General features: G+C 63.3%; 16 protein-coding genes. 2 read left to right on the top strand and 14 right to left on the bottom strand.

The genetic code is table 11. The features are described from left to right. Window positions 1-10: 10 nt before the first annotated feature. From tssI to DXT59_RS03040, 11 genes are all read right to left on the bottom strand, one after another. Window positions 11-1,936: a type VI secretion system tip protein TssI/VgrG gene (gene tssI / locus DXT59_RS03090; RefSeq protein ID WP_116135470.1), complete on the bottom strand. Its 1,926-nt coding sequence runs from the start codon at window positions 1,934-1,936 to the stop codon at window positions 11-13. 1 nt (window position 1,937) lies between these two features. Beyond that, window positions 1,938-4,631, bottom strand: coding sequence for a type VI secretion system ATPase TssH (gene tssH, locus DXT59_RS03085; RefSeq protein WP_116135469.1), 2,694 nt, complete (start codon window positions 4,629-4,631; stop codon window positions 1,938-1,940). Window positions 4,632-4,641: 10 nt separating this feature from the next. Then, window positions 4,642-5,730, bottom strand: coding sequence for a type VI secretion system baseplate subunit TssG (tssG, locus tag DXT59_RS03080; protein ID WP_116135468.1), 1,089 nt, complete (start codon window positions 5,728-5,730; stop codon window positions 4,642-4,644). After that, window positions 5,685-7,448 carry a type VI secretion system baseplate subunit TssF gene (gene tssF / locus DXT59_RS03075; protein WP_116135467.1) on the bottom strand — a complete coding sequence of 588 codons (1,764 nt, stop codon included), beginning with the start codon at window positions 7,446-7,448 and terminating at the stop codon, window positions 5,685-5,687. The genes tssG and tssF overlap by 46 nt, the downstream gene beginning before the upstream one ends. A gap of 5 nt (window positions 7,449-7,453) precedes the next feature. After that, window positions 7,454-7,903 (bottom strand): type VI secretion system baseplate subunit TssE, encoded by a 450-nt coding sequence (tssE, locus tag DXT59_RS03070; protein ID WP_116135466.1) that lies wholly within the window; start codon window positions 7,901-7,903, stop codon window positions 7,454-7,456. Between the two features lie 63 nt (window positions 7,904-7,966). Beyond that, window positions 7,967-8,455: an Hcp family type VI secretion system effector gene (locus tag DXT59_RS03065; RefSeq protein WP_116135465.1), complete on the bottom strand. Its 489-nt coding sequence runs from the start codon at window positions 8,453-8,455 to the stop codon at window positions 7,967-7,969. Between the two features lie 78 nt (window positions 8,456-8,533). Further along, entirely contained in the window at window positions 8,534-10,027 is a 1,494-nt protein-coding gene (gene tssC / locus DXT59_RS03060) for a type VI secretion system contractile sheath large subunit (RefSeq protein WP_116135464.1), read from the bottom strand. Between the two features lie 62 nt (window positions 10,028-10,089). Beyond that, on the bottom strand, window positions 10,090-10,632 hold the full coding sequence (gene tssB / locus DXT59_RS03055; protein ID WP_116135463.1) for a type VI secretion system contractile sheath small subunit: 543 nt from the start codon (window positions 10,630-10,632) through the stop codon (window positions 10,090-10,092). Between the two features lie 670 nt (window positions 10,633-11,302). Further along, a complete protein-coding gene (locus tag DXT59_RS03050) occupies window positions 11,303-14,464 on the bottom strand; it encodes a bifunctional diguanylate cyclase/phosphodiesterase (RefSeq protein ID WP_162877927.1) in 3,162 nt (1,053 codons plus the stop codon). A 90-nt stretch (window positions 14,465-14,554) separates the two neighbouring features. Next, window positions 14,555-14,992 (bottom strand): type 2 periplasmic-binding domain-containing protein, encoded by a 438-nt coding sequence (locus DXT59_RS03045; RefSeq protein WP_116135461.1) that lies wholly within the window; start codon window positions 14,990-14,992, stop codon window positions 14,555-14,557. Window positions 14,993-15,002: 10 nt separating this feature from the next. Then, a complete protein-coding gene (locus tag DXT59_RS03040; RefSeq protein ID WP_116135460.1) occupies window positions 15,003-16,118 on the bottom strand; it encodes a hypothetical protein in 1,116 nt (371 codons plus the stop codon). Between the two features lie 231 nt (window positions 16,119-16,349). On the opposite strand from DXT59_RS03040, the gene glgX reads away from it, so the two are divergent. Beyond that, on the top strand, window positions 16,350-18,533 hold the full coding sequence (glgX, locus tag DXT59_RS03035) for a glycogen debranching protein GlgX (RefSeq protein ID WP_116135459.1): 2,184 nt from the start codon (window positions 16,350-16,352) through the stop codon (window positions 18,531-18,533). Between the two features lie 252 nt (window positions 18,534-18,785). Here glgX and DXT59_RS03030 read toward each other — a convergent pair whose 3' ends face one another. After that, window positions 18,786-19,913, bottom strand: coding sequence for a hypothetical protein (locus DXT59_RS03030; protein WP_116135458.1), 1,128 nt, complete (start codon window positions 19,911-19,913; stop codon window positions 18,786-18,788). Window positions 19,914-20,047: 134 nt separating this feature from the next. After that, a complete protein-coding gene (locus DXT59_RS03025) occupies window positions 20,048-21,091 on the bottom strand; it encodes a double zinc ribbon domain-containing protein (RefSeq protein WP_116135457.1) in 1,044 nt (347 codons plus the stop codon). A 362-nt stretch (window positions 21,092-21,453) separates the two neighbouring features. Between DXT59_RS03025 and DXT59_RS03020 the strand changes: the two genes are divergently transcribed. Beyond that, window positions 21,454-22,329: a crotonase/enoyl-CoA hydratase family protein gene (locus DXT59_RS03020; protein ID WP_116135456.1), complete on the top strand. Its 876-nt coding sequence runs from the start codon at window positions 21,454-21,456 to the stop codon at window positions 22,327-22,329. Window positions 22,330-22,358: 29 nt separating this feature from the next. Here the strand turns inward: DXT59_RS03020 and pdeR are convergent, their stop codons facing one another. Next, window positions 22,359-24,362, bottom strand: coding sequence for a cyclic di-GMP phosphodiesterase (gene pdeR / locus DXT59_RS03015; RefSeq protein ID WP_116135455.1), 2,004 nt, complete (start codon window positions 24,360-24,362; stop codon window positions 22,359-22,361). Between the last annotated feature and the right edge of the window lie 13 nt (window positions 24,363-24,375).

The raw sequence follows: 24,375 nt of genomic DNA, 5'->3' as shown, positions 1-24,375 counted from the left end.
GGGGACGCGGTCAATTCAGCTTCACGATGCCGCCCTTCAAGGCCAGCATGCCCCCGCCGTCGACCGAGGCCGTCGCCGACGCCTTGCCTTGCACCTCGAGCCCCTCGATCGTGAGCGTGGTGCCGGCCTTGTTCGCGAGCGTCGTCCCCGCCTCGTTCGAGAGCGACGTACCGGCTTTCGCGCTAAACGACGTACCCGATTTGAACGTGATCGAACCGCTGACGTCGATCGTCAAGTTCCCGCTCACCTTGAGCGTGTAATCCCCCGTCACGTCGTGCGTGAATTTCGCGTGGTTCCTATGGGTCTCGTCGCCCGTCACGTCGAGCAAGCGGGTGCCTTTGACCGTGTGCGTCTCCTTACCCGTCTGCACGTCCACGACTCGATCGCCCTTCTGGACCGTATGTGTTTCATTCCCCGCGATGACGGTCGTCGCCAACGCATTCTCGATCGAAAGGTTCATGTCCTTCTGCGCATGCAGATACAGCTCCTCGCTGCCGGTCTTGTCCTCCATGCGGATTTCGTTGCCGGCCTCGCCGTTCTTGGACGAACGCGACATGATCGTGCTGCGCGTTTGCATCGACGGCATTTCATAGGGCAACGTGCTGGACTTGTTGTACACGCAGCCCGTCACGAGCGGGCGATCGGGATCGCCGTCGACATAGCTGACGATCACTTCCTGGCCCACGCGCGGCAGGAAGAAATGTCCCCATCCGTTGCCCGCCACGGTCTGTGCGACGCGCACCCAGCACGACGTGTTTTCGTGCTCGGTCCACGAGCGGTCCCAGTGGAATTTGACCTTGATTCGGCCATAGGCGTCGGTCCAAAGCTCTTCGCCCGAGGAGCCGCTGACCGTCGCCGTATGGTTGCCGGCAACGACGGGCCGCGGCGTCACGAGCGGCGGGCGAAACGGGACCGATGACGGGAAAACCACGAACTCGTTCGTGTATTGGTCGTTCGTCGCGCTATGCTCGACGGCGCGCACGACATAGTTGGCGTTGACCGCGCCGTTCGCATGTCCCCCGAGCGTAAAGCTCGATCCGGCCGTCAGCGCGAAGCACGCGCTCGTCCCCCTGCCCGTTTGTTGCCCGACCTGTTGCGCCGCCAGCCGCAAATCCGCGGTACGGCTACTGTCCTTGGCCTGCGCGTAGCGGCCCGGGAATGTATAGCGGGTGCCGTTCGTCGTGCCGCTCCTTGACGACGACGTTGCCGTGGAAACGGCCGCCGACGTGAAGTCGTAATCGGCCACGATATGCGTGCGCTCGGTTAGCCCGGTGACGAGCTCGAACGAGCTTACGCGCTCGGCCGGACTATGCGCGACCGAATCGCCGGAAAACCACAATTTGCCGGCATTCGGCGTGGCCTCGTGCGCCGACGGGCTATCGGCCAGCACCATCGTATGGCTGCCGTTCGCGAACGTAAAGAAGTAGAAGATGCCCTCTTCCTCCATCAGCCGCGAAACGAAATGGAACGGACTCTCGTCGTACTGCACGCAGTACTCGCGCGCGGCGTAGTCGCCCGTCGTGTTCTTTTTGACGGTGATGCCCAGGCCCGATAGCGCCTTTTCGACGATATCGAGCACGGTCATGTTCTGGTAGATCACGCGGTCGCTGCCGAGCGTCGCGAGCCACAAGCGCGGCGCGAGCGCCGCCGAGTAGTAGCCGTACGCCGCGTCCGCGCCCACTTGAGCGAACCGAGTGACGATGCCGTTGAAATAGCGCGGCGTGCCGCCATGCGTTTGTATCGTGACGGTGGCGCTTTTTCCGACGATCGACGCCGCCGACAGCGCGGGATTGGTCGAGCGCATCCGCAACTCGAAATGAAACGGCTCGGAAATCGCTTCGCGGCCCGAGAATCCCTCGAGCAGCAGTACGTCCTCGCCAAAGGGCGTGGTCACCGAAAGGAAGCTGCCGGACTGGACCGTCGTCACTTGCGGCATCTTAGGCTCCTTCACCCGCGGTGAAGCCGAACGCGAGGCTACCCGTGGGCGTGAATGCGAGATGCACGGCCGAGAACGGTTCCGCCACCGAAATGCGTTCGAGCACCTCGCGCGCCAGTTCGGGCAGGACGATCTGCGTGAGGATATGGTCGACGTTGCGCGCGCCGCTGTCCACTTCCTTGCAGCGCTCGGTGATCACGCGCGCGAAGTCGTCGTCCCACGTCAGCTCGGCATGATGGTTGCGCGCGAAGCGCTCCGCGAGCCGGTTTAGTTTCAAGTTGACGATCGCGGCGATCTGCGCGTCGCCGAGGTGGTAATACGGCACGAGCACGAGCCGGCCGAGGAAAGCCGGGCTGAACTGGCGCAGCAACGCGGGCCGCAACCGCTCGATCAACTCCTCGGGCGGCGGCCGGCGGCCGCCTTGACTCGCTTCGGTGATGATCTCCTGCGCCGCGTTCGAGGTCAGTAGGATCAACGTATTCTTGAAGTCGATCGGCACGCCTTCGCCGTCTTCCATGACCCCTTTGTCGAATACCTGGAAGAACAATTCGAGCACGTCCGGATGGGCCTTCTCCATTTCGTCGAGCAGCACGACGCTGTATGGCCGGCGCCGCACCGCCTCGGTCAAGACGCCGCCGCGCCCGTATCCGACATACCCCGGCGGTGCGCCCTTGAGCCCCGAGACGCTGTGCGCCTCCTGGAACTCCGACATGTTCACCGTGATCATGTTGCGCTCGCCGCCGTACAGGGTGTCGGCCAACGCAGCGGCGGTCTCGGTTTTGCCGACGCCGCTCGGGCCGACCAGCAAGAACACGCCCACCGGCTTGCCGGGATCGTCCAGATCCGCACGGAACGTCCGCACGCGGCGTGCGATCGCATCGAGCGCCTCGTCCTGACCGACCACGCGCTCGGCGAGCTTCTCGTGCAGGTAGAGCACCGTATGAAGCTCGTCGGCCAGCATCCGGCCCACGGGAATGCCCGTCCAGCCCGAGATGACCTCGGCCACCATCGCCGAATCGACATACACGGGCACCATCGGTTCGTCGTTCTGCACGGCCTCCAGGCCTTTTTCGAGGCGTCCGAGATTGGCCAGCAGCGATTGCGCGTCCTCGCCCTCCTCGGCCGGCTCCGGCGCATCCACCTGACGAGCGATCTTGCGCCGCCATGCCAGGATCTCTTCGACGGCCCGCTGCTCGGTCGCGAGCTTTTCCGTGAGCCGCGCGTGCTTCGTGCGCTGCTCTTCGAGCTGCTTACTCAGCGCGGCGATCGCATCGGCATGATCGGCACCCGTTGCCGCTTCGTGGCGCAGAATACGCAGTTGATTCTCGCCGGACTCGAGTGCGCGGCCCAGCGCCTCGATATCTTGCGGCACGCCGCTTTGCCCGATAGCGACGCGTGCGCAGGCCGTATCGAGCACGCTGATCGCCTTATCGGGCAATTGACGCCCCGAGATATAGCGATGCGAGAGCTTCACCGCATCGCGCACCGCTTCGTCGACGATCTCGACGCCGTGATGTTGGGCGAGCTTCGGTACCATGCCGCGCAGCATCTCGATGGCGACGGCCTCGCTCGGCTCGTCGACTTTGACGACTTGAAAGCGTCGCGCAAGCGCCGGATCGCGTTCGACGTACTTCTTGTACTCGGCCCAAGTGGTGGCCGCGATCGTGCGCAACTCGCCGCGGGCGAGCGCGGGCTTGAGCAGATTGGCCGCGTCGCCTTGGCCTTCGCTGCCGCCCGCGCCGATCAGTTGATGGGCTTCGTCGATAAAAAGAATGACGGGGACCGGCGACGCCTTTACTTCGGCGATGACCGACTTGAGCCGGTTTTCGAATTCACCCTTCACGCCCGCCCCCGCTTGCAGCAGCGCGAGATCGAGCGAGCGCACGCTGACGTTCAACAGAGCGGGCGGGACCTGCCCGAGGACGATGCGCTGCGCGAAGCCCTCGACGACCGCCGTCTTGCCCACGCCCGCCTCGCCCGTCAGAATCGGGTTGTTTTGCCTCCGGCGCAGCAGCACGTCGATCAGTTGGCGAATCTCCAGATCTCGTCCGCAAATCGGATCGATCGCGCCTTCGCGGGCCAACTCCGTCAAATCGACCGTGTATTGCGCGAGCGCGGAGCCACCCGCTTTGCTGCCCGCAGCCGACGGCATCGCCGGCAGCGGCCCTTGGCCAGGCGCCGCGGCGCCATGAGCCGCGGGCGTGCCCGCCGGGCCGCCGTCTTCGCCGGACGCGGCGAGCACGGCCGCCAGCGATTCGCGCAGCGTCGCGCGCGGGATCTTCAGAAGCGAAGGCGCGGAATCGATCAACATCCCGCGTAGCGCATCGACTTCGAGCAATGCGAGCAGCACCGTGCCCGACCTAATCTGCTGCTGACCGAGCAGCATCGAGCTCAACAGCCAAGCCTCTTGAAACAAGCGGGAAAAATCCGGCGACAACGCGGGGGTGCGCCCATTGCCGCGCTTGAATTGATCCACCGCCTTTTGAAGCTGCGCGCAAACGTCGGCAGAAGCCACCTCGAAATGCTCGAGGATGACGCGCAGATCGGGCGCATCCGATTCGAGCAATTGCAGCAGGAAGTGCTCGACATCGACGTTGTAGTGCGTTTGCCTCACGCATAGCTGCGCGGCAAGCTCCATTGCGTGCTTGCAGGCCGGATTGAGCCGGCTCACTAAAGTGCGGATGTCGATTTCCATATTGGCTCGGTTACGCGTTCGATGGGCGCCATGCTTGCGCGCTCGGCGCCATGCGCAGGGTGAATCGGGCCGGCGCGCGCGGCGTACGTTGCGCCTCGCGCGTGTTCGGAGTGCGCTGAGCGCCCAGCCACGACGTCCAGCCCAAACGCGCCGCGCCCGCGCCGCCGACCGCGCAGGCCGCCGGGCCCGGCGCCGGCCGCAGCACGACATGAACGTCGAGATCCTGTTCCAAATACGATTGCACGAGCCAGGCGGTCAATTCGTGCAGCTTGCCCCCGGGCAACAGCGCGTCGAATCGGTCGGGAACCAGATCGACGAATTCGATGCGGATGCCGGCCGCTTGGTCCCAGCAACGCCGCCCGACCACCGCTCGGCCGTTCAAGCGGCTGGCGCCGCGCCCGAGGCCCGATAAGCGCGCCGAATCGCGGGCGTCCAACTCGCGCCAGCCGCCGACGAACTGGCCGCCGCGCACGGCCACCCCGAGCCGGTCGGAGAGCATTGCCAACAATCCGGCCATCGAGCGCGGCGCGCCGCCCAGGAGCCCCGCATGCCGCAGCCAGCGGCGAGCCCCGGCCGGCCCGCGCTCGCCGGCGCGCAAACCCAGATTGCCGAGCGCGTCCAGGCACGCGGTGAGCGCCGCCTCGTCGGGGGCGCGTCCGTTCAACCCCGGCGCATGTTTTTGCCGGCTTCGATAAAGGAAGGACAGGAAGCGATGGTTGAAGATGTCGAGAAAATCCGACATCGCCGTTTCACGCGCCGCGCGCCGCGCCAACAGCCATTCGGTAAACGGCAGCGGCAGCGGCCCGCTCGCGCCCGCGAGCGTCATCGCCGCCGTGGTCAGGGTGTAGGTCGTGCGCCCGGGCTGCGCCGTATCGGCACGCACCGCGCGGATGTCGCTCGGTTCGAACGCGAGCGAGACATGGCCGGCGAAGCGCACGGCCTCGTCGGTCCCATCACCCGTTCCGAGCGGCCGCGCCCACGATTGCGCGCGCTCCAGCAGATGAATCGCTTGGAACAGGTCGAAGTCGTGCGGACGCGCGAGAAGCCGGGCGATCAGAGCAGCGGCTGGCAACCGGTCATCGGCTCCCATTGCTTCCATATCTCATCTCCACGGCAGACCACGAGCCGGACAAAAGAGTTGACCGACGTGCACATCGCGAAGAAGCGCGCGAGCACGGCAGCCATCAACAGCGGCGAGCCGCCCACGAACGCATCGGCATCGAACTCCACGCTGACCTCGGTCCCGCGGCAGTAGCCGCGCCAAGCGTCGGTGCCGACGTGCGCGGTCACGTGCCGGGCCCCGATGCGGCTGATGCCACGAATCTGATCTTGTTCGCGCAGCGCATCGGAGGCGAACAGCGTCAGCATCTCCTGCAACTCGCGCCGGCCGTTGGGCCCGCTGACGAGCGAGTGGTAGTTGCGCGTCAAGACCGACACGAGCCGCCATAGCGCCTCACTGCCGAGCGGCGGATCGCGCGGCGCGGTGGGCTCGTACAAGCACCGCACGCGCGCGTTGCGCGAAACGCGCTCGACGAGCATGCGCGCGCCGATCGGCACGTGCTCTGCCAGGCGGCGATTGGTGCAAAGCACGTTCGCATAGACCACCGGCGAGGCCGGCGCCGCAAAATTGCGGTTCGCATCGACGAAGCTCAGATACGTATCGACGCCCGGCACGTTGCCCCGCACACTGCGTTCGCGGCGCGCGAACCAAAACGTCGACGGCGTGCCCGCGTCGTCCGAGTCCATCCGATCGACCGCCGTATAACCGGGCAGCACGATCGCGCGATCGGCGACGGGATCGGAAGCGATCACCGAGACGATCGAATGGATCTCCGTGATCGCTTCGCGCTTTTGTTCGGCGACGAGACGATGCTCGTAGCTGCGCCCGTCGACGACGATCGGCTCCGTCGTCTGCGCGAACAGATTGACCACGGGCGTGCAGCCGAGGCGGAAATGCTGGGCGCCGATATGCGCGAGCGAGCGCGGCATGCGATCCAAGTGCAAGACGATCTCGCAAGTGCGGCCGCGGCCGAACGCGCCCGCGGGCACGTCGAGATCGAAGAAATGGAACTTGCGTGCGAATGCGAAATATTCCTGCAAGAGCCCGTAGGCCGGGTGCGCGTGCGCCGGTTGCGGCAGCACGCGATCTTCCTCGGCATAGCCCACTTCACGCCAAGCCGCTTGCGCGAGCCGCACGCGGGGCGCGCCGGCAGGTTCGAGCGACACACCGACGACACCCGAGACGAGCAGCTCGTAGAGCGGCACCGTCATCATCCAATCGCCGTGCAGATGCAGCCGCAGCGAAGTCAGTTCCAACTCGGAGAAATCGACGCCCGGCTCGCATTCGAGACGCAGGCGCAGGGTCGCGTCGTCGCCGAAGCCCGCATCGGCAATCGTCAGCGGCCACAACACGGTTTCCCACGCGGTACGGAAGCGGCAGGCGTCCCCTGCCTCCGTCAGTGCCGAGAGTCCCGTATGGCGCGGCACGCGAAAGCCCGCCGTCACCTTGCCTTGAGTCGGATCGAGCTCGAACTGCGCAACCGTCATAGACGGCACGCTTTGCGCGAGCGATGGGCACACGTTCTCGAGCAACGCCGATGCGATTTGCGGGAACGCCTGATCGAGATCGCGATGCACGCGCGCGGCGAGAAACGCGGTGGCCTCGATGAGCCGCTCGGTGTGCGGGTCGAGCGATTCCGTGCCGTGCAGCGCAAGACGCGCCGCGACTTTCGGGTAGCGCTGCGCGAAGTCGGCCCCCTGCACGCGCAGATAGGACAGCTCTCGCTTGTAGTACTGAAGGATGTCGTCCGGCGCCATGTCGCTCAGCATCCGTCCGGGTCGTCCGGGCTTTCCCCGGCCCCGGCCGCCAGTTCAAAAAATACGTGTTCGACCGATCGTTCCACGCGGATGTCGCCTTCGACGATGAGCACGGCATCGCGGCTCGTCTCGTCCTTGAAGCCGAACTTCACGGCGACGTTGACGAGGCGCGGCTCGAACAATGCGATCGCGCGGCGCACCGCCGCCAAGATGGCATCGCGATCCGCGCCCGAGCGCAGCGAACGTTCGGAGAAGTCGGGCACGCCGTAGTCGAGCACGCCGCATTCGCTCGTCGCGAACTCGGCCATCGTCAGACGCGAGCGCGCGTTGAGCAAGCGCGCGAGTTCGCGCGCCACCGATTGCCGCAGCGCGTCCTCGCCTTCGAGCCAAGCGCCGGTATCCTCGACGAGCCGCTCGAAGAGCGGCATCGGATAGCCTTGACGGAGGGTCGACATAACGTAAGCCTGGGGCGATCGGTCGCGGGGCGCGCCGCGTGTGGGCGGCGCGCCCGGCCTCGATTACGAGGCGCTGGCTGCCTTGTTCGCGGCGAGATCCCAACCGAACGAGGCGTTACCCTTCTTCGTCGAGTCGGTGCTTTGCTGCGTGTACTGCGACGTGATCTGCGTGAAGTGGATCGTGACCGAATCCGACATCTCCGAGCTGCCGCCACCGGTGCTGATGTGCGAGATCATGGCGTTGCTGAGCACGTACTTCATCAGCAGCATGAACTTCCCGCCTTCGTTACGGCCGATCGAAATCGTCGCGTCGCCGAGCTTCGTACCCGCCGCGCAAGCCGCGTACAGCGCCGGCGTGGCTTGGTCCGTCGCCTTCGTGACCGAGAATTCGCTGAACGTCGGGCGACCCATCGTGCGCTCCGTGTTCGACGTATCCGAGTTCATCGGCATGCTTACGCTGTGGCTGAACGAGTACAGGATGATGCCGTCGGCGTAGCCGTCGATCATCGAGTTGCCCTTGATGTCCTTGAACTGCAGGATGACTGTATCCATGTTTGATCCGATGCGATAAGTGGCGAAAGGAGCCGCGGCGCCCGGCCGGGCGCCGCGTTTTTCATAGGTCGCGCGCCGTTAGGCGGCTGCCGCCGGCAGATCGGCCACGAGCCGGATCGAAGCCGTCAAATCTTCCATTTGGAAGTGCGGCTTGATGAAGCACGTCGCGCGATAGGAGCCGGGCTTGCCGGGTACTTCCGTCACGTCCACGCGTGCCTCGCCAAGCGGGAAGCGAGCCTTTTGCTCCTGCGATGCCGACGGGTTGATCAGCACGTAATCGGAGATCCAGTTGTTCAGATAGGCCTCGATGCCGCCGCGCGTCTGGAAGCTGCCCACCTTGTCGCGCATGATGACCTTCAGGTAATGAGCGAAACGCGACGCCGCGAGCACGTACGGCAGACGCGCCGAAAGCTGCGCGTTCGCATTGGCTTCGTCCTTGTTGTAGAGCACCGGCTTGTTGGTCGTCTGACCGCCGAAGAACGCCGCGAAGTTCGAGCCCTTCGAATTGACGAGCGCGATGAAGCCCAGGTCGCTCAGTTCCTTCTCGCGGCGATCGGTGATCGTCACCTCGGTCGGGCACTTGAGCACCACGTCGCCTTCGGCCGTCTTGTACGCGTGAGCGGCAATGCCTTCGACCTTACCGCCGCCTTCCACGCCGCGAATCGCCGTGGACCAACTGTACTTGGCAAACGCATCGGTGATGCGCAAGCCCATCTGATAAGCCGAATTCGCCCACAAATACTTGCTGTGGTCCGTGCCGTCGACGTCCTCCTCGAAATTGAACGTCTCGACGGGCTTCGTCTTCGCGCCGTACGGCAAGCGCGCGGCATAGCTCGGCAGCACGAGCGACACGTAGCGCGAATCCTCCGATGCGCGGAAGCTGCGCCAGCTCGCGAGCTCGGCGCTTTCGAAGATCTTCGACAGATCGCGCGTCACGCCCAGTTCGGTGAACGATTTCAGATCGAACAGGCTCGGGGCGGCCGCGGCGATGAACGGTGCGTGCGCGGCGGCGGCCACCTTCGAGATGCGCTCGAGCAGCGCGATGTCCTGCGGGTGCCGGCCGAACGTGTAATCGCCGATCAGCAGCGAGTAAGGATACCCGCCGAACGTGCCGTATTCCTCTTCATAGACTTTCTTGAAGAGCACGCTCATGTCGTGATCGACGGCGGTTTCCAGATCCTTGAGCAACTCTTTCTTCGTCACGTTGAGCAAACGCAGCTTCAGGCGCGTGCTCGTCTCGGTGCCGTAGACCATGTCGTGCAGGCCCGTCCACGACGCTTCCAGTGCTTGGAACGCCTCGTCGTGCATGATCGCGTTCAGTTGATCGGTGAGCAGCTTGTCGATTTCGGCGACGCGCTCGTTGATCATCGCGACCACCCCCTTGTCCGGGCTCGTGCGCATGCCTTCGTCGAGGATCTGCGACGCGAGCTGACCGATCAGCTTTTTCGCGTACACGCCTTGCGAGGGTTCGACGGCCATGTTGCCCTCGAGCACGATACGGTCGAGCAGGCTCAGGTCTGCGGTCGTCGCGGCGCCGGCGGCCGACGATTCGGCGGCGGAATTCGTTTCCATCAGATAGTCCTTTATCAGTTCGTTGCATCAGCGACGACGGGCGCGCGCCCTCGTCGCGCCGCTCATGCCGACGGCGTGTCTTCGGCAGCCGGCTCGGCGCTGGGGGCAGCCGCACCGCCGTTCGCCTCGCTCTGCACTTTCTTCAACTCTTCGGAGTTTTGGACGATGCGCTCGAGAATCGAATCGAGCTCGTCGTTGCCGTCGAGCTTGCCGAGCAAGTCGCGCAACTGCTGACGCGCTTCGAGCAGCTTCGCCAAGCGCGGGACTTGACGCACGATGCTCTCGGGATGGAAATCGGAGAACTGATTGAACTTGAGTTCGACCTTCAGGTTGCCTTCGCCCTTCATCGTGTCGGGCACCGACAGACCCAGACGCGGCGCGACCTTGCCCATGATTTCGTCGAAGTTGTCGCGATCGATCTCGACGAAGCGCCGCTCTTTCAGCTTCGGCAGCGGCGTGGCCGGCTGACCCGACAAATCGGCGAGCAAGCCGACGACGAGCGGCAACTCGCGCTTTTCGACCGCGTCGCCGATCTCGACGTCATAGGTGATCTGAACGCGCGGCGGACGATTGCGCCCGACCCACTTCTGCAAACTATTGGACATGGTCCCCTCCGGACTGGAAAACACAAACACGCGATCGACATGGCGCCGTGCATGACGCTTCGCGATGAAATGACTCGGATTCGTAGGGGGGCGGGTCCTGCGGCGGGGGAGAAAAAATCACCCCGAAGATACCGGAACGGCGGGCGAAGCGAAGCAGCCCGATTGGGCCACCTGTGTCGCACCGAGTCCCGGCCATGGCGATGAACCGGCACGCCCCCCGACCGCATACCGATTCACTGCAAAGGCAAGCGAGATCGCCGATCCGCGCGTACCTCTTGATGGCTTAATCAAACGGTAGACGTTCGAAGATCCGTGGGTTGGTCCTGTGTTGAAAAGCTGAAGTGGTCTGTCACGCTTAGCAAACTTCTGTTCTGATGTCTTTGACGCCGGACTCTAGCATAGAAAACTTAAAAAGTGTGATCTAGCGAACAGACTGTGGGTATTCGAATTTCGGACCGCGCCACGCACGGCAGTTTTAAGTAACGAGCGAGATTTCCGAGTGTGACGGGCAGAACGTTATTAAGTAAAAACCCTAATCGCGCCGATGCAAGGACGAAACCGATCCCAGATGAAACCGATTCGATCCCTAGCGGAGAACTCTTTCAACTCAATGACAGGCGCATTGAATACCGATGCGGTATTTTCAAGCGCCCGTATTGAACGTTTTCAATCACGGGCCATCGATGGCCTGCCGCGCGCCGCGCAACATCGATTGGATCTCGCCCGGCGACACGGGCTTGCTGAAATGGTAGCCCTGAATCTCATGGCAATTGTTGTCGGCGAGGAAATCGACTTGCTCCTGCGTCTCCACGCCCTCGGCGATCACGCTCAGGTTCAGCCTCTGCCCGAGCGAAATGACGGCGATCGCAATCGCTTTGTCGTCTTCGCCGTGCGGTAACTCGCGCACGAACGACTTATCGATCTTGAGCCGTCCGACGGGGAAATGCTTCAGCGCGCTCAAGCTCGAGTAGCCCGTACCGAAGTCGTCGATCGAAAGGCGCACGCCCATCTGCTGCAAGCGCTGCATCGTCTCGATCGAGCCGTCCAAGTCGCGCATGATGAGACTCTCGGTCAACTCCAGTTCGAGATAGTGCGGCGCGAGCCCGGTGCGGGCGAGCGCCTTCGCCACTTGCTCGATCCAGCCTCGGCGCAAGAACTGATGCGCGGAGACATTGACCGACATCGTGATCGGCGGCAGACCTTCGTCTTGCCAGCGCCGATTTTGCGCGCACGCCGTCTCGAGCACCCAATCGCCGATCGGCACGATGAGGCCCGTTTCCTCCGCGATCGGAATGAAGTCGGCCGGTGAAATCGTGCCTTCGACGGGGTGATCCCAGCGCAACAGTGCCTCGACGCCGAACACCGCACCCGTGCGCGCATCGATTTGAGGCTGATACACCAGGCGGAATTGGCCCTCGTCGAGCGCGACGCCGAGCTGCTCGCGACGGCGCAACCGCTCGTGGACCTTGATGTTCATCTCCGCGGTATAGAACTGGTAGTTGTTGCGCCCCAATTCCTTGGCCCGGTACATCGCGGCGTCGGCGTTCATCAGCAACGTCTGCGCGTCCTCGCCGTCCGCCGGGTAGCGCGCGAGCCCTAGGCTGCACGTGACTTTATACGCCTGCCCTTCCAGCTCGACGGGCTCGGCGATCGCCTTGCGCACGCGTTCTATTACGGCCCGTAGCTCCCGCTCGTCGAGCAAGTCGTCGAACAGCACGAGCACGAATTCGTCGCCGCCCAACCGCACGACGGTATCGGTACTGCGTACGCATTCGCGCATACGCGTGGCGATCGTCTTCAACAATCGGTCGCCCGAATGATGCCCGAGGCTGTCGTTGATCAGCTTGAAGTTGTCGAGATCGACGAATGCAACCGTCACGCCGCGTGCATACCGGTGCGCATGCGCGAGCGCCTGGCCGAGCCGATCCGCGAGCAGCGTGCGATTCGGCAACCCGGTCAGCGCATCGTGATTCGCCATGTGACGGATGCTGTCTTCGGCGCGCGTCCGCTCGATGGCGATGCCGGCGATACGGAGCGCCATCGCGACCGTTTGTGCTTCGATCTCGTCGTAGGCACGCTCGCCGTGCGCGAAGACCGTGAGTGCGCCTAGCGCGCTGCCCTCGTGCGAGAGAATCGGCATGGCCCGGCAAGCGCTATACGCCTGCATCCGCGCCTTGACGACGAACTCGCTATGCCGCGCATGACCGGGCAGATTGTTGATGGAAACCGGCTGGTGCGTATAAATCGCCAAGCCGCTCGGTCCCGAATCGGGGCCGATCGTCCAGCCGTTCGCGAGCTGGCTGAACGCCTCGGGCAGACTCGGCGCCGCGCCGACACGCAAGTGCAAGCCATCTTCGTCGCGCAGCATGACGACGCACGCGCAATCGGGAATCTGCGACTCGAGCAAATGCATGAGCGCGCTCAGCACGTCTTCCAGCGGCGTGCTGGCGGCGATCATTTCCAGCACTCGGTTTTGCTCTGAGCGCAAGACTTCCGCGCGTTTGCGCGCGGTGACATCGCGCACGATCGCCACCACGCCGTCGTCCACGCGCACCAACTGCCGATGCAGCCAAACAGCCGAACCGTCCGGGCGCACGTGACGCCATTCGCGCTCGGCTACGTCTCCTCCGTCGAATAAGCTCGAAAATTCGCGCGCCGTACCGCCCTCGCCCCGATCGGCAAATACGTCATCGGGCAATGCGCCGATCAACGCATCGCGCGCCTTGCCCATCATTTCGACGCCGCGGCGGCTGACGTCGCGCAAGACGAAGTGCGACGGCGCAGCCTTGCCCGGCGCCGGCAGGTCGTGATCGGCGCTCACGCGCTCCCATACGAAAAAGGCGTCCAAGCTCGCTTCCGAGGCGACCGAATAGGTTTGGCGCAGTCTTCGAGCCCGCGCTTGGCTTCTCGACAACTCGCGGCTCTTTAGACTGAGGATCGTCGTCAGCACCACGAGCAAGACGCTCCCGACGATCGTTTCGCCGACATAGAGGAGACGGTCGTGCCGATAGCGGGCCAATTGCTCGTCTTTCGACAGCCCGACGATCGCGATCAGCCCAAAGCCGTGCAGCAGGCGCACGTTCGTGAAGCGCTCGACGCCCGCGTCCCACGGCTGGACCGCGAGTTCCTCGGTCTCGTCCGCCGAATCCGAGGCCGGCGAAATCGCCGCGCCCCAGGCGATGTCCTCTCCGGTCTGCTGCACTCGCATCGTCCCGTCGGTACCCAGCAGCCCGAGGAATCCCTGCCGCCCCATCCGCAACGAATCGTAGCTGCTCGTGAAATACGAAGGATCGACCGTCAAGGTCACGACACCGGCGAATTCGCCGGCGGCCGTCGATAGGCGGCGGCTGAATACGAGCTCCGGCGCGTTCGTTTCGCGATTGCTGCGCGTGCGGCCGACGAACAGCGCGTCGCCATGCCGCTGCACCCGGAAAAACGACCGGTCCGCCACATTGCGCGTGGTGACGGTGTGCGTACTGGCCGTGACGTTGCCGCGACTGTCCGTGATCGTCATTTGGAAAACGATCGCGGAGGGCAGCATATCCCTGTTTTGGAGCCGGCCCAGCGCCTCGTCGCCGCTCACCGTGTAGGCATACGCCACGGTCTTGAGCGTTTGATCGATCGAGACGAGGCTGCGCACGACTTGCGCCTCGTAGGTGTCGGCCAGCTCGCGGCTCGATTTGACCGCGGCGATGGTGGCCGCCGTATGTTCGACCTCCAGCACGTCGATGAGCGCGCCCCACGCCAGCACGAGCAGAACGACGGCAAACACCGGAAACCAAAGCCATGTTTGCGTCAATCGCGGCCGAGCGTAGGCGATCAACCAGCGCATACGCGCGCGTGCCCGCTGGAATACGGCACCTGCTGGACCACCCATCGTTGTTCTGGTCTCGCTCATTGGGATCCGGCGCTCATGTCAGAGTCAGTGCAAGGTCAGGACAGCTTTGACGCTAGCGTCGAGCTGGCTGCCGTCGATATAGCCGATCGCGTTCGTCCCGCTCGCGATCAGCTTCTTCAAAGCTTCGGCATCCGCGACCTCGCGCGGAGGCTGGCCGCTGCCGGTGAATACGAGCTTCGACCAATAGGCGCGTAGTTGCGCGGGCGACTTGCCGCACACGATCCGATAGAAGTTCGCCCGCCTGGCCGCATCGTCGGCCAAATCGATCGGGACGACGCGCGGGCCGCCCGGCAATTGACTCGTACGGCCCAAATAAATATCGGCCACCTCGTTTTCCGAAAGCCCGCTCACCGGACTTTTCGCCGACACGACGACCACCAGTTCGGCGCGGCACAGGCTCGCGCAAACGAGCAGCGCGGCACCGAGCGGGAACGCGCGCAGCATTCGAATCGCCGTTCTCATCGCGCCCTCGTCAAAACACGAAGTCGAGGGTTGCGGTGACGACGTCGGTGCCGCTGCCGAGTTGGAAGTCGGGCTGCTCGTTCATGAAGAGCCCCGTCGAGCCCGCCGGCGTCCATACGCGGTCATACTGCACTTTCAGATCGAGGTTCTTTGCAAAGTCCCAACGCAGGCCGGCCGACGCGCCCCGCTGTCCGGTATTCAGATTCGGCGAAAGCACGGGGCGATCGAGCGAATGCTCCACCGCGTACGTCAGGTACGGCGTGAACTTGCCCAAACGCAGGCCGGCCGTCGCATAACCCGCGATATAACCGGGCGTCAGCCCGTCGACCGTTGCGCGCGCCACCTCGCCCTGCAAAAACCAACGCTCCATATCGAGGCTCGCGGCCGCGCTATAGACCGTCACCGGCAAGTCACTCGCGAACGGCACGGTCACATGCGCACGCAAGTAACCCAAGTGCGCCGTCAGCGCGCGATACTCGGCCGTATCGAATACGCCGAAAATACCGGTGCCTTGCGTTCGCAGCGGCCCAGGCGCAACGTGAAAAACGCTTTCCCCGTAGATGACGTGCACCGTATTCGTGACCGCGCCGATATGCACTCGGTACGACGCGTCCACGCCGTCGCTGCTCGTGATCGGCTGCACGTCGTAGAGTTCGGGCGGCACGCGGACCCAAGGGTTCGCATAACCCACTTCCCGACAGTCGGACGTGAGGAATGTCGGTAGCTCGATACGGCCCGCGCGCAGATTGATATCGGGCGTGAAGCCATAGTCCAGGTTGGCCCATTCGAGCTTCGGCGTAAAGCTGTTGTCGTAGTTTTCTTGCGATACGACTTGTATCAGCGCCGAGAACTTATTCGTGAATTTCGCGCTCAACTGCAGACCCAGCCGCGAGTCGCCCGCGAAATCGATATGACGGCTCGCACCCGCGCCGTTCGGCTCGAACGGCCCGCCCGTGTAGTCGGCGGTGTGCAAACTCGAATAGGTTGCGCCGAGCGTGCCGAAGCCGCTCAGTGTGAAGATCGGAAAGACATCATCCGCGAAAGCGCAGGGCGCCGTGCAAAAGAGCGCGATCAGGGTCCCCACCGTAAACGCGCGCGCGGTGATGATTGCAAAGGGTCGAAACATTACCGCTTTTTATCGATTTGGCTTTCTTCATCTACGGCACAGAGCGGGTTTTCTTTAGCGCCCATCGACGCGTGCTGTCCGGGCCGGCACGAGTGCAACGGCCTCTCACTGGCGTCGTTACAAGCCCTCTACAAGCCGGTATCGATGTAGCGGCATATTTAGAAGTGGGCCTCGGCACGGGAACAGGGCTTGCTCATTGCTCGCGCCAAGATGCAACCGCCGGGAGAGGCCATGTCAAGCACCAGATCGATCGCCGAAGGACTTCCATTTCCGCTGGGCGCAAGCTGGGACGGCGCGGGCGTCAATTTCGCGCTGTTCTCCGCCAATGCGACCAAAGTCGAGCTTTGCCTGTTCGACGAAAGCGGGCAACGCGAACTCGAGCGGATCGAGTTGCCCGAATACACCGACGAAGTCTGGCACGTCTATGTGCCCGACCTTACGCCGGGCAGCGTCTACGGCTACCGTGTCCACGGTCCCTACGAGCCCGAAGCGGGCCATCGATTCAATCCGAACAAGCTGCTGCTGGACCCCTATGCCAAGGCGCACGTCGGCTCATTGAAATGGGATCCGGCCGTGTTTGGCTACACGATCGGCGCGCAAGGAGACGACCTGACCTTCGATAAACGCGACAGCGCGCCGTTTATGCCGAAGTGCGTCGTCGTCGATCAGAATTTTTCGTGGACGCACCCTATGCGCGTGCGCGTGCCATGGGACCGCACGATCATTTACGAACTTCACGTGCGCGGCTATACGAAGCGGCACCCCGCGCTCGCGGAACGCCTGCGCGGCACCTTCGAGGGCCTCGGCCAAAAGGAGGTCATCGATCACGTCAAGCGCCTCGGCGTGACCGCGATCGAACTCATGCCGATCCATTCCTTCGTCAACGACAGCTACCTGCTGGACAAAGGCCTGACGAACTACTGGGGGTACAACACGATCGGCTTTTTCGCGGCCGACCCGCGCTTCTTCGCACGCGGCGCGGGCGCGATCGGCGAATTCAAGGAGATGGTCGACCGCTATCATGACGCCGGGCTCGAGGTCATTCTCGACGTCGTCTACAACCATACCGCCGAGGGCAACGAACGCGGACCGACGCTGTCGTTTCGCGGCATCGACAATGCCTCCTATTACCGGCTCTTGCCCGACCAGCAACGCTACTACATCAACGATACGGGCACGGGAAACACACTGAACCTATCTCATCCGCGCGTCCTGCAAATGGTCACCGACAGCTTGCGTTACTGGGTCGGCGAAATGAACGTCGATGGTTTCCGTTTCGATCTAGCCACGATTCTCGGCCGCGAACCGTATGGATTCGACGAGGGCGGCGGCTTCCTCCATAGTTGCCGGCAAGACCCCGTGCTATCCAGCGTCAAACTGATCGCCGAGCCTTGGGATTGCGGCCCCGGCGGCTATCAAGTGGGAGGATTCCCGCCGGGTTGGGCCGAGTGGAACGACCGCTTTCGCGATACCGTCCGCGAGTTTTGGAAGGGCGACGACGGCGCCGCGCCGGAATTGGCCAGCCGGCTCACAGGCTCGGGCGACAAGTTCAATCGGCGCGGCCGCAGACCTTGGGCTAGCGTCAATTTCGTGACCGCGCACGACGGCTTCACGTTGAACGACCTCGTTTCATACAACGACAAACATAACGACGCGAACGGCGAGGACAACAAAGACGGCCATTCCGACAACAAGTCATGGAATTGCGGCGTCGAAGGCCCCACGGACGACCCGAACGTTCGCGCGCTGCGCGAGCGGCAAAAGCGCAACCTGCTGGCCACCCTGCTCTTCTCGCAAGGCACGCCGATGATCTTGGCCGGCGACGAATTCGGCCGAACCCAGCACGGCAACAACAATGCTTATTGTCAGGATAACGAAATAAGCTGGGTCGATTGGGATGCCATCGACGACGATGGCCGGGCGCTGACCGATTTCGTCGTCAAGCTGACGACATTGCGCCATACCTTGCCCGTCCTGCGCCGCAATCGTTTCTTGACCGGGCAATTCGACGAGCGCCAACAATTGAGCGAAGTGCGCTGGATGAGTCCGGCGGGCACCGAATTGACGCAGGAGCAATGGCAAGATCCGTCGATGCGCTGCTTCGGCGTCCTCTTGGACGGGCGCGCGCAAACGAGCGGGATTCGCAAACCCGCATCGGACGCCACGCTGCTCATCGTGCTCAATGCGCATCACGACGTGGTCGAATTCAGACTGCCCGATATCCCGGGCAGCGATCAATGGAGCTGCCTCATCGACACGAACATGCCCGTTCGGGAGGAGTTGCCTGAATTCGAAACGGGCGACGTCTATCAGGTGACGGGACGCTCGCTGCTGCTTTTCGCGTTGCACGCGAAGGGACAAACGCAGCGAATCTTCATGCGGCTGGAAAAAACCTTGACCGAAGATGCTCAATAACCGGCTCGCACAATAAACCCGCGTCGGGTGCGGGGCGGTACGGGCCTCCATCCGGGCCCGTACCGATACGATCGGTCAGTGATAAAGCAACGCGATCAAGATGATGATCGGAATCGGTACACCGAGCAGATAGAGCAGGATCGAGCGCATAGGTCCTCCTTAGTCGGTAAAGTGCGGATTCGGGGACGGTCAGGATGATCGAACAGCAACGACCCATCCCCTAGTGGAAACGTGGGCGGCTTCGCCATCGCGCTATACGTCGCGCAAGCGCCCGCCGAAGATCGCCATGAAGCTTGCGGAAAACGCACCGAGCAGCAGCGCGACGAACAGCCAAAGCGATACGCCGACACTAGCGCGGCGCGCCTTGTCGGCGGCCACCTTGGCGGCCCCCTCGATTGCCGCCGCCTTCTGCTGAAGCTGTCCATAGGTGGCCGCCACGCGCAATTGCGCGGCTTGCGGCGACAACCCTGTGTAGCTCGAGACGATCCGCGCCACATAGGCGGTATCGGCGACCGACAGCGGGTCGTCGGTGGCCAAGCTATTGAGGAAGATCCGCGTGATCTCGTCCTTCGGCGGCGGGCCGTTTCGCTCAGCCTCGCTTGGGGCGGCCGCGGGTTCGGCCGTACTCGTCACGGCTGGCGTCGCAACCGGCGCGACCACGCTTCCCGATGCGACGTTGGCATTGGCGCCTTGGCTAGCGGAGAGTGCGGGTGCCGCGGCGGCCGGCGCGGAGGCGCTGGACGCATCGCTCGCCGCCGTATTCGCGGCCGGGCTTGCGATCGCCGGTGCGGCCGAGGGCTGAACCGCGGACGGGGCCGGGGACGCCGCGGCCGGACGGCGAAATAGCGAATCGACGTAATACCCCACGGGCCAGCGGTCCATGCCGGCTTTCGCATCGCCGCGGTCGACGACGGAGGACGGCGATGCCGCTTTCTCCACGGCTTGCGCGCCGGCATGTTCGGCCGCCGGCAACATCGCGGCGGCAAGCGCCGCCGTGGCTAGCGTGGCGAGCGCCCACGAAAGGAAGCCATGGGCCGTATCGCGGAAGTAAACTTCATCGGTGTGAACCGCCGGCCATCGATGCCGGAGGCGGCCGGCGAGATATCCGCCGAGGCCCGAGGTCAAAACCTGCGTCACGCAAACCCAGATGACCGCGGCAAAGCCGAATGCCGTTGCACTGTTGCCCGCGGGATGCCAGGGCGACAGCGCGGCAAGCCCGAGGCCCGTGCCGAGCGTCAATAAGATCAAGCCGAATGCGGCGGCCGCGACTGCGCCCGCGAATACGGCACTCCATGAAACGACCGCCGAATGCGGTCGCCAAGCATCGACGTCTTCCGCCCAGGCGGCGGTAGTGGTAACAGGTGCGTTGAGTTCGGCCATGAGTTGTCTCCGAGAGCCGGGCGAGTCGCCGGCTGGGTTCAGGTGCGGAATGAACGCATGAACTCGGGGAGCACGTCTTGTGCCCAGCCTGGGGTGGAGCTACGCGGCGATCGCTCGAACGCACCGAATGATGGCTAGCCTTCGGCCTGACCGCAAGCGTGGCAAAAGCGGCTGAACGCGTTCTTGCGCGTCTGGCAGTGGGCGCAGTGGTTGAATACGGCGATGCCGCAATGGGGGCAAAAATTCGCATGCGGGTCGGCCGTATCGATGGGCCGCTCGCAGCCGGGGCACACTTTCGCGGCGACTTGCGCATAAGCCTTCACGAAATCGAGCGCTTCGCGCCGGCTCGTACTAGGCTGTCGTTCCTCCTCGCGCTTGCGCTCGATATAGCGCGAGAGCGCCCGAATCGCATATCGGCCGAGCAGTACCGTCAATACAATGCCGACCGCGTAACGCACATAGCCGCCGTAGCTCGGCAAATACGGCACCAGCTCGACGAAAAACGCAAACAGCGCAAAAAAGATGAAGCCCCAGGCAAACGGCCAGTAGCGGCTCTTGCGCTTTTTCGCAAATAGCCAACCGGCGATCAGCAGCAACGGCAACGTAAAGAGCAACCGTATCCCGAATACGCGCAGCTCGACGATGCGCTGCGCTTTTCGATACTGCTCATCGGCCCGCGCGTCCAGTTCGTCGAGCGAGCGCTGGGCCGTATCGCGCTCGCGCTCGAGCGTCAGCCGATTCTGTTTCAGTGTATCGATGCGCGCTTGGGCATCGCGTTCGCGCCGCGTCGCCGCCTCCAGCGCTTGTGCATGCGCCGTCACCGACGGATCTTGCTGAGCATCGGCGGTGGCATGGCGCGTTGCAATCGTGGTGCGAAACGCTTCCCGCGCCTGCTGCGTATCGTGCTCGGCGGCCGTGAGCAGCAGCATGGCTTGCTCGAGCGCATCGCCGTTGGCGCCGAGTTCGGCTTGCGCTTTCGATAGGCGCGCCTGCAACGGCGCACTCGCTTGCCGATCGACGAAGCCCTCGCGACCGGGCGCATTCTCGACGCGCGGCAAATCGTCGACGACCTTTCCGCCCAATCCGATCAGGAAGCCCGCGAATACGATCGCAATGATCCATAAGCCGCGTTGAAACCATACCTCGGCCAATCGCAGCCCCTTCGTCGACATCGTCATGAAAATGATCTCCGCGCATTGGCCGCTACTGCGCCGGCGAAGTCGCGGCGAGCACCCGTGCCATCCAACATGCCGTTCCTCGTTGACGGCAATACGGGAACAGATGATGCCAGATGTCGATGCCGGCCGCATTCAATTGTCGATCCGTATCGTGCGAATGCCCTTATACCGAGCGAATAGTCCGCTATTCGAGTCGTCATAGGCCTATTGATCGATCGCCGCCCCTTCGCGCAATCGATTGCGCCCTTGGGACTTTCACCAACGGCGCTCGGCAGACGAGTTGCGTCACGCAAAATTGCTGCGCCCAAAGACGCATTCGCCTCTTTGAGTGTGGTTCAACTCAATGCCATAGAGGAAATACCATGCAATTTCACGTCACGCCCGAATGCCGCCCCTTTGACGAGGCAGGCGAATTCAGTCAACTCTCGGCATACTACGAAGAGGACAGACGCATCATGTGGATGATGCTGCGCTCGGCGCCGCGCCCCTGCTTCAACCAGCAATTGGTATCGGACATCATCCGGCTGGCTCGCGCGGCGCGCGAGTCGGGGCTCAGAATCGACTTTTGGGTCACCGCCTCGCTCGTGCCGGAAATCTTCAACGTGGGCGGCGATCTCGATTTCTTCGTCGACGTGATTCGCAAGGGCGAACGCGACCGGCTCATGGCCTATGCGCGCTCTTGCATCGACGGCGTTTGGGAAATTTATAACGGGTTCGGCACCGACGCGGTCACGATCGCCGTAGTGGAAGGCAGCGCGCTCGGCGGGGGTTTCGAGGCAGCGCTCGCGCATCATTACGTGCTCGGGCAGCGCGGCGCGAAACTCGGCTTCCCGGAGATCGCCTTCAATCTGTTTCCGGGAATGGGCGGCTATTCGCTCGTGGCACGCAAGTCGAACATGCGCGTCGCGGAAACGTTGATCAGCACCGGCGAATCGCGTATCGCCGAATGGCATGAGCAGCGGGGACTGGTGGACGGGCTCTTCGAACCGGGCGAGGCCGCCATCTCGACTCGCACGTTCATCGACGTCATCAGACCCATGCTGAACGGTACGCGCGCGATGTTGCGCGCTCGTCAGCGCGTGTTGCCGCTGTCACGCGCCGAGTTGATGGACATCACCGAGGATTGGGTGAACGCGGCTTTCATGCTCGAAGAGAAAGACATTGCGTTCATGGAGCGGCTCGTCGTGCTGCAAAACAGGCGAGTATCGAAGCTCATGGCCGTTCCCTCGCCGGCCTAAACGCAAGCGCCGCGGCCAGTCCGGGAAGCTCAGGCGATGAGTCTGAGCTTCTTCTTGTCTAGGAGCCAAGCTTCGAGGACATCGGCAGCCATCGGCTTCGCATAGAAAAAACCCTGCGCGTAATCGACGCCGATATCTCTAAGAAACTGGACCTCCCGCTCGGTCTCGACGCCTTCGGCCACGATCGTGAAACCGAACGCGCGCGCGAGCCCCAAAACCGAGCGAACAAGCGACTGCGCCTGAAAATTCTGGTCGATGCCGGTAATGAAACTGCGATCCAGTTTGATCACGTCGATCGGCAATCGCGTCAACTGCGAGAGCGACGAATAACCGGTGCCGAAGTCGTCGAGCAAGATGCGCGCGCCGAGTTGCTTGAACTGCCTCATCAGATCGATGGCCGCTCTTTCGTCTTCGATAAAACAGCTTTCCGTCAACTCGATGTCGATCAGCGTGCGTGCCGCACTATCTTGCTCGACCAGTTCGCGCAACTGGTTGACGAGTTCGGCATCGCGCAACTGCCGCGCTGACACGTTGACCGAGACGCGGATATCGAGCCCGCTTTCACGCCATCGCGCCGCTTGCCCGGCGGCCTCCCGCATCAACCATCGACCGATCGGAATGATCAAGCCCGATTCCTCGGTGAACCGAATGAACTCCGACGGGGGCACCAACCCGCGGCTCGTGGACTGCCAGCGAAGCAGGGCTTCGACGCTATGCAGGCGGCCCGTGCATAGGTTGATGAGCGGCTGGTAGTGCAGCACGAACTGCTTTTCCTCGATTGCCTTGCGCAACTCGGTGTCCAGCCAAATATATTTGGCGACCTTCTGGTTCATCTCGGGCGAGAACACGCGATACGTCTGCTTGCCCGCCTCCTTGGCGGCGTACATCGCCGTATCCGCGTGCGAGATCAACGCCTCCAGGGTCTTCCCGTGCTGCGGGTAGAGCGCGATACCGATCGAGCAGCTCGCGTAGACATCGATCATGTCGAGATGGATCGGCATGCGCAGACGGTCGATGATCGTCCGCGCGAGCGTTTCGAGCGATTCCTGCGTGCACGAATCGACCAAGATCAAGAATTCGTCGCCGCCCAGGCGCGCCAGCGTGACGCCTTCGCCGAGGCACTCGCTCACGAGCTCCGAGACGCGCTTGATCAGGCGGTCGCCGTTGACGTGCCCATAGTGATCGTTGACGCGTTTGAAGTTATCGAGGTCGAGAAAGACGATGCCGAGCACGCGCGAGGGGTCCTCCCGCGCATCCTCGAGCGCCCATTCGATCTTCGCGTTGATCGCATAGCGGTTCATGAGGCCGGTCAGCACGTCCTTGGAAGCCAACTCCTTCAGGCGCCGCTGGGCATCGCGCTCGTCGGTGATGTCCGTCCCCGAGCAAATGATGAAGGTTTCGTCGACTCCGCTGCCGCTATGGACGAACTTATTGCGAAATTGATAGAGACGCCGCCCCTTGATCGTGTTGATTACCCGTTCGACCTCGAACGACTCCTGTCGCTCGAAGAATTGCCTGATGTTGGTGCGCGACTGCTCCCCTTGATCGGGCGTCATGAATAAATCGAATGCACTCTTGCCGATCACGTCGACTTCGCGTACGCCCGTCACCTCTTCGCACATCCGATTGAAACGCTGCACGATGCCGTTCCGATCGAGGATGACGACAAGCGAATTCACTTCGGATACGACTTGCTCGGCGGCGGCCAGTCCGTTCGATAACGCGTTCGCGACCGATAGCGTGTCCGAGTAGTCGCACGCGGTGCCCGCCCAACTGCGCGCGTCGACCTTCTTGCCGACGAGGTGGAGCGAGACCGGTTGGCCGCGCAACGAGACGTCGAGCAGACGGTGCGAAGTGACGCCCGTCAGTTCGCGGATACCGCGCGCCTGCTCGGGGGTGAGCGCGATGCTCAGGTTTGCCGCGCCGGGCTGGGCCGCCAATTCCAACGCGTTACTGTCGGCGGCAAGCCGCCAGCAGGGGCTTTTCGTTCCCAGCAACACTTCGAGCAACGCTCCGTCGTTTTCGTCGAACATAGCTGGCCCCGTT

The sequence above is a fragment of the Trinickia diaoshuihuensis genome, assembly GCF_003390925.1.
Lineage (GTDB): Bacteria > Pseudomonadota > Gammaproteobacteria > Burkholderiales > Burkholderiaceae > Trinickia > Trinickia diaoshuihuensis.
The sequence above is the reverse complement of the archived record's forward strand: the minus strand, read 5'-3'. Positions and strand labels throughout refer to the sequence as shown.

Excerpts from the sequence above, each read along its gene's own strand:
- tssI (WP_116135470.1), bottom strand. The coding sequence starts at position 1,936 with ATGCCGCAAGTGACGACGGTCCAGTCCGGCAGCTTCCTTTCGGTGACC.
- tssH (WP_116135469.1), bottom strand. The coding sequence starts at position 4,631 with ATGGAAATCGACATCCGCACTTTAGTGAGCCGGCTCAATCCGGCCTGC.
- tssG (WP_116135468.1), bottom strand. The coding sequence starts at position 5,730 with ATGGAAGCAATGGGAGCCGATGACCGGTTGCCAGCCGCTGCTCTGATC.
- tssF (WP_116135467.1), bottom strand. The coding sequence starts at position 7,448 with ATGGCGCCGGACGACATCCTTCAGTACTACAAGCGAGAGCTGTCCTAT.
- tssE (WP_116135466.1), bottom strand. The coding sequence starts at position 7,903 with ATGTCGACCCTCCGTCAAGGCTATCCGATGCCGCTCTTCGAGCGGCTC.
- DXT59_RS03065 (WP_116135465.1), bottom strand. The coding sequence starts at position 8,455 with ATGGATACAGTCATCCTGCAGTTCAAGGACATCAAGGGCAACTCGATG.
- tssC (WP_116135464.1), bottom strand. The coding sequence starts at position 10,027 with ATGGAAACGAATTCCGCCGCCGAATCGTCGGCCGCCGGCGCCGCGACG.
- tssB (WP_116135463.1), bottom strand. The coding sequence starts at position 10,632 with ATGTCCAATAGTTTGCAGAAGTGGGTCGGGCGCAATCGTCCGCCGCGC.
- DXT59_RS03050 (WP_162877927.1), bottom strand. The coding sequence starts at position 14,464 with ATGCGCTGGTTGATCGCCTACGCTCGGCCGCGATTGACGCAAACATGG.
- DXT59_RS03045 (WP_116135461.1), bottom strand. The coding sequence starts at position 14,992 with ATGAGAACGGCGATTCGAATGCTGCGCGCGTTCCCGCTCGGTGCCGCG.
- DXT59_RS03040 (WP_116135460.1), bottom strand. The coding sequence starts at position 16,118 with ATGTTTCGACCCTTTGCAATCATCACCGCGCGCGCGTTTACGGTGGGG.
- glgX (WP_116135459.1), top strand. The coding sequence starts at position 16,350 with ATGTCAAGCACCAGATCGATCGCCGAAGGACTTCCATTTCCGCTGGGC.
- DXT59_RS03030 (WP_116135458.1), bottom strand. The coding sequence starts at position 19,913 with ATGGCCGAACTCAACGCACCTGTTACCACTACCGCCGCCTGGGCGGAA.
- DXT59_RS03025 (WP_116135457.1), bottom strand. The coding sequence starts at position 21,091 with ATGACGATGTCGACGAAGGGGCTGCGATTGGCCGAGGTATGGTTTCAA.
- DXT59_RS03020 (WP_116135456.1), top strand. The coding sequence starts at position 21,454 with ATGCAATTTCACGTCACGCCCGAATGCCGCCCCTTTGACGAGGCAGGC.
- pdeR (WP_116135455.1), bottom strand. The coding sequence starts at position 24,362 with ATGTTCGACGAAAACGACGGAGCGTTGCTCGAAGTGTTGCTGGGAACG.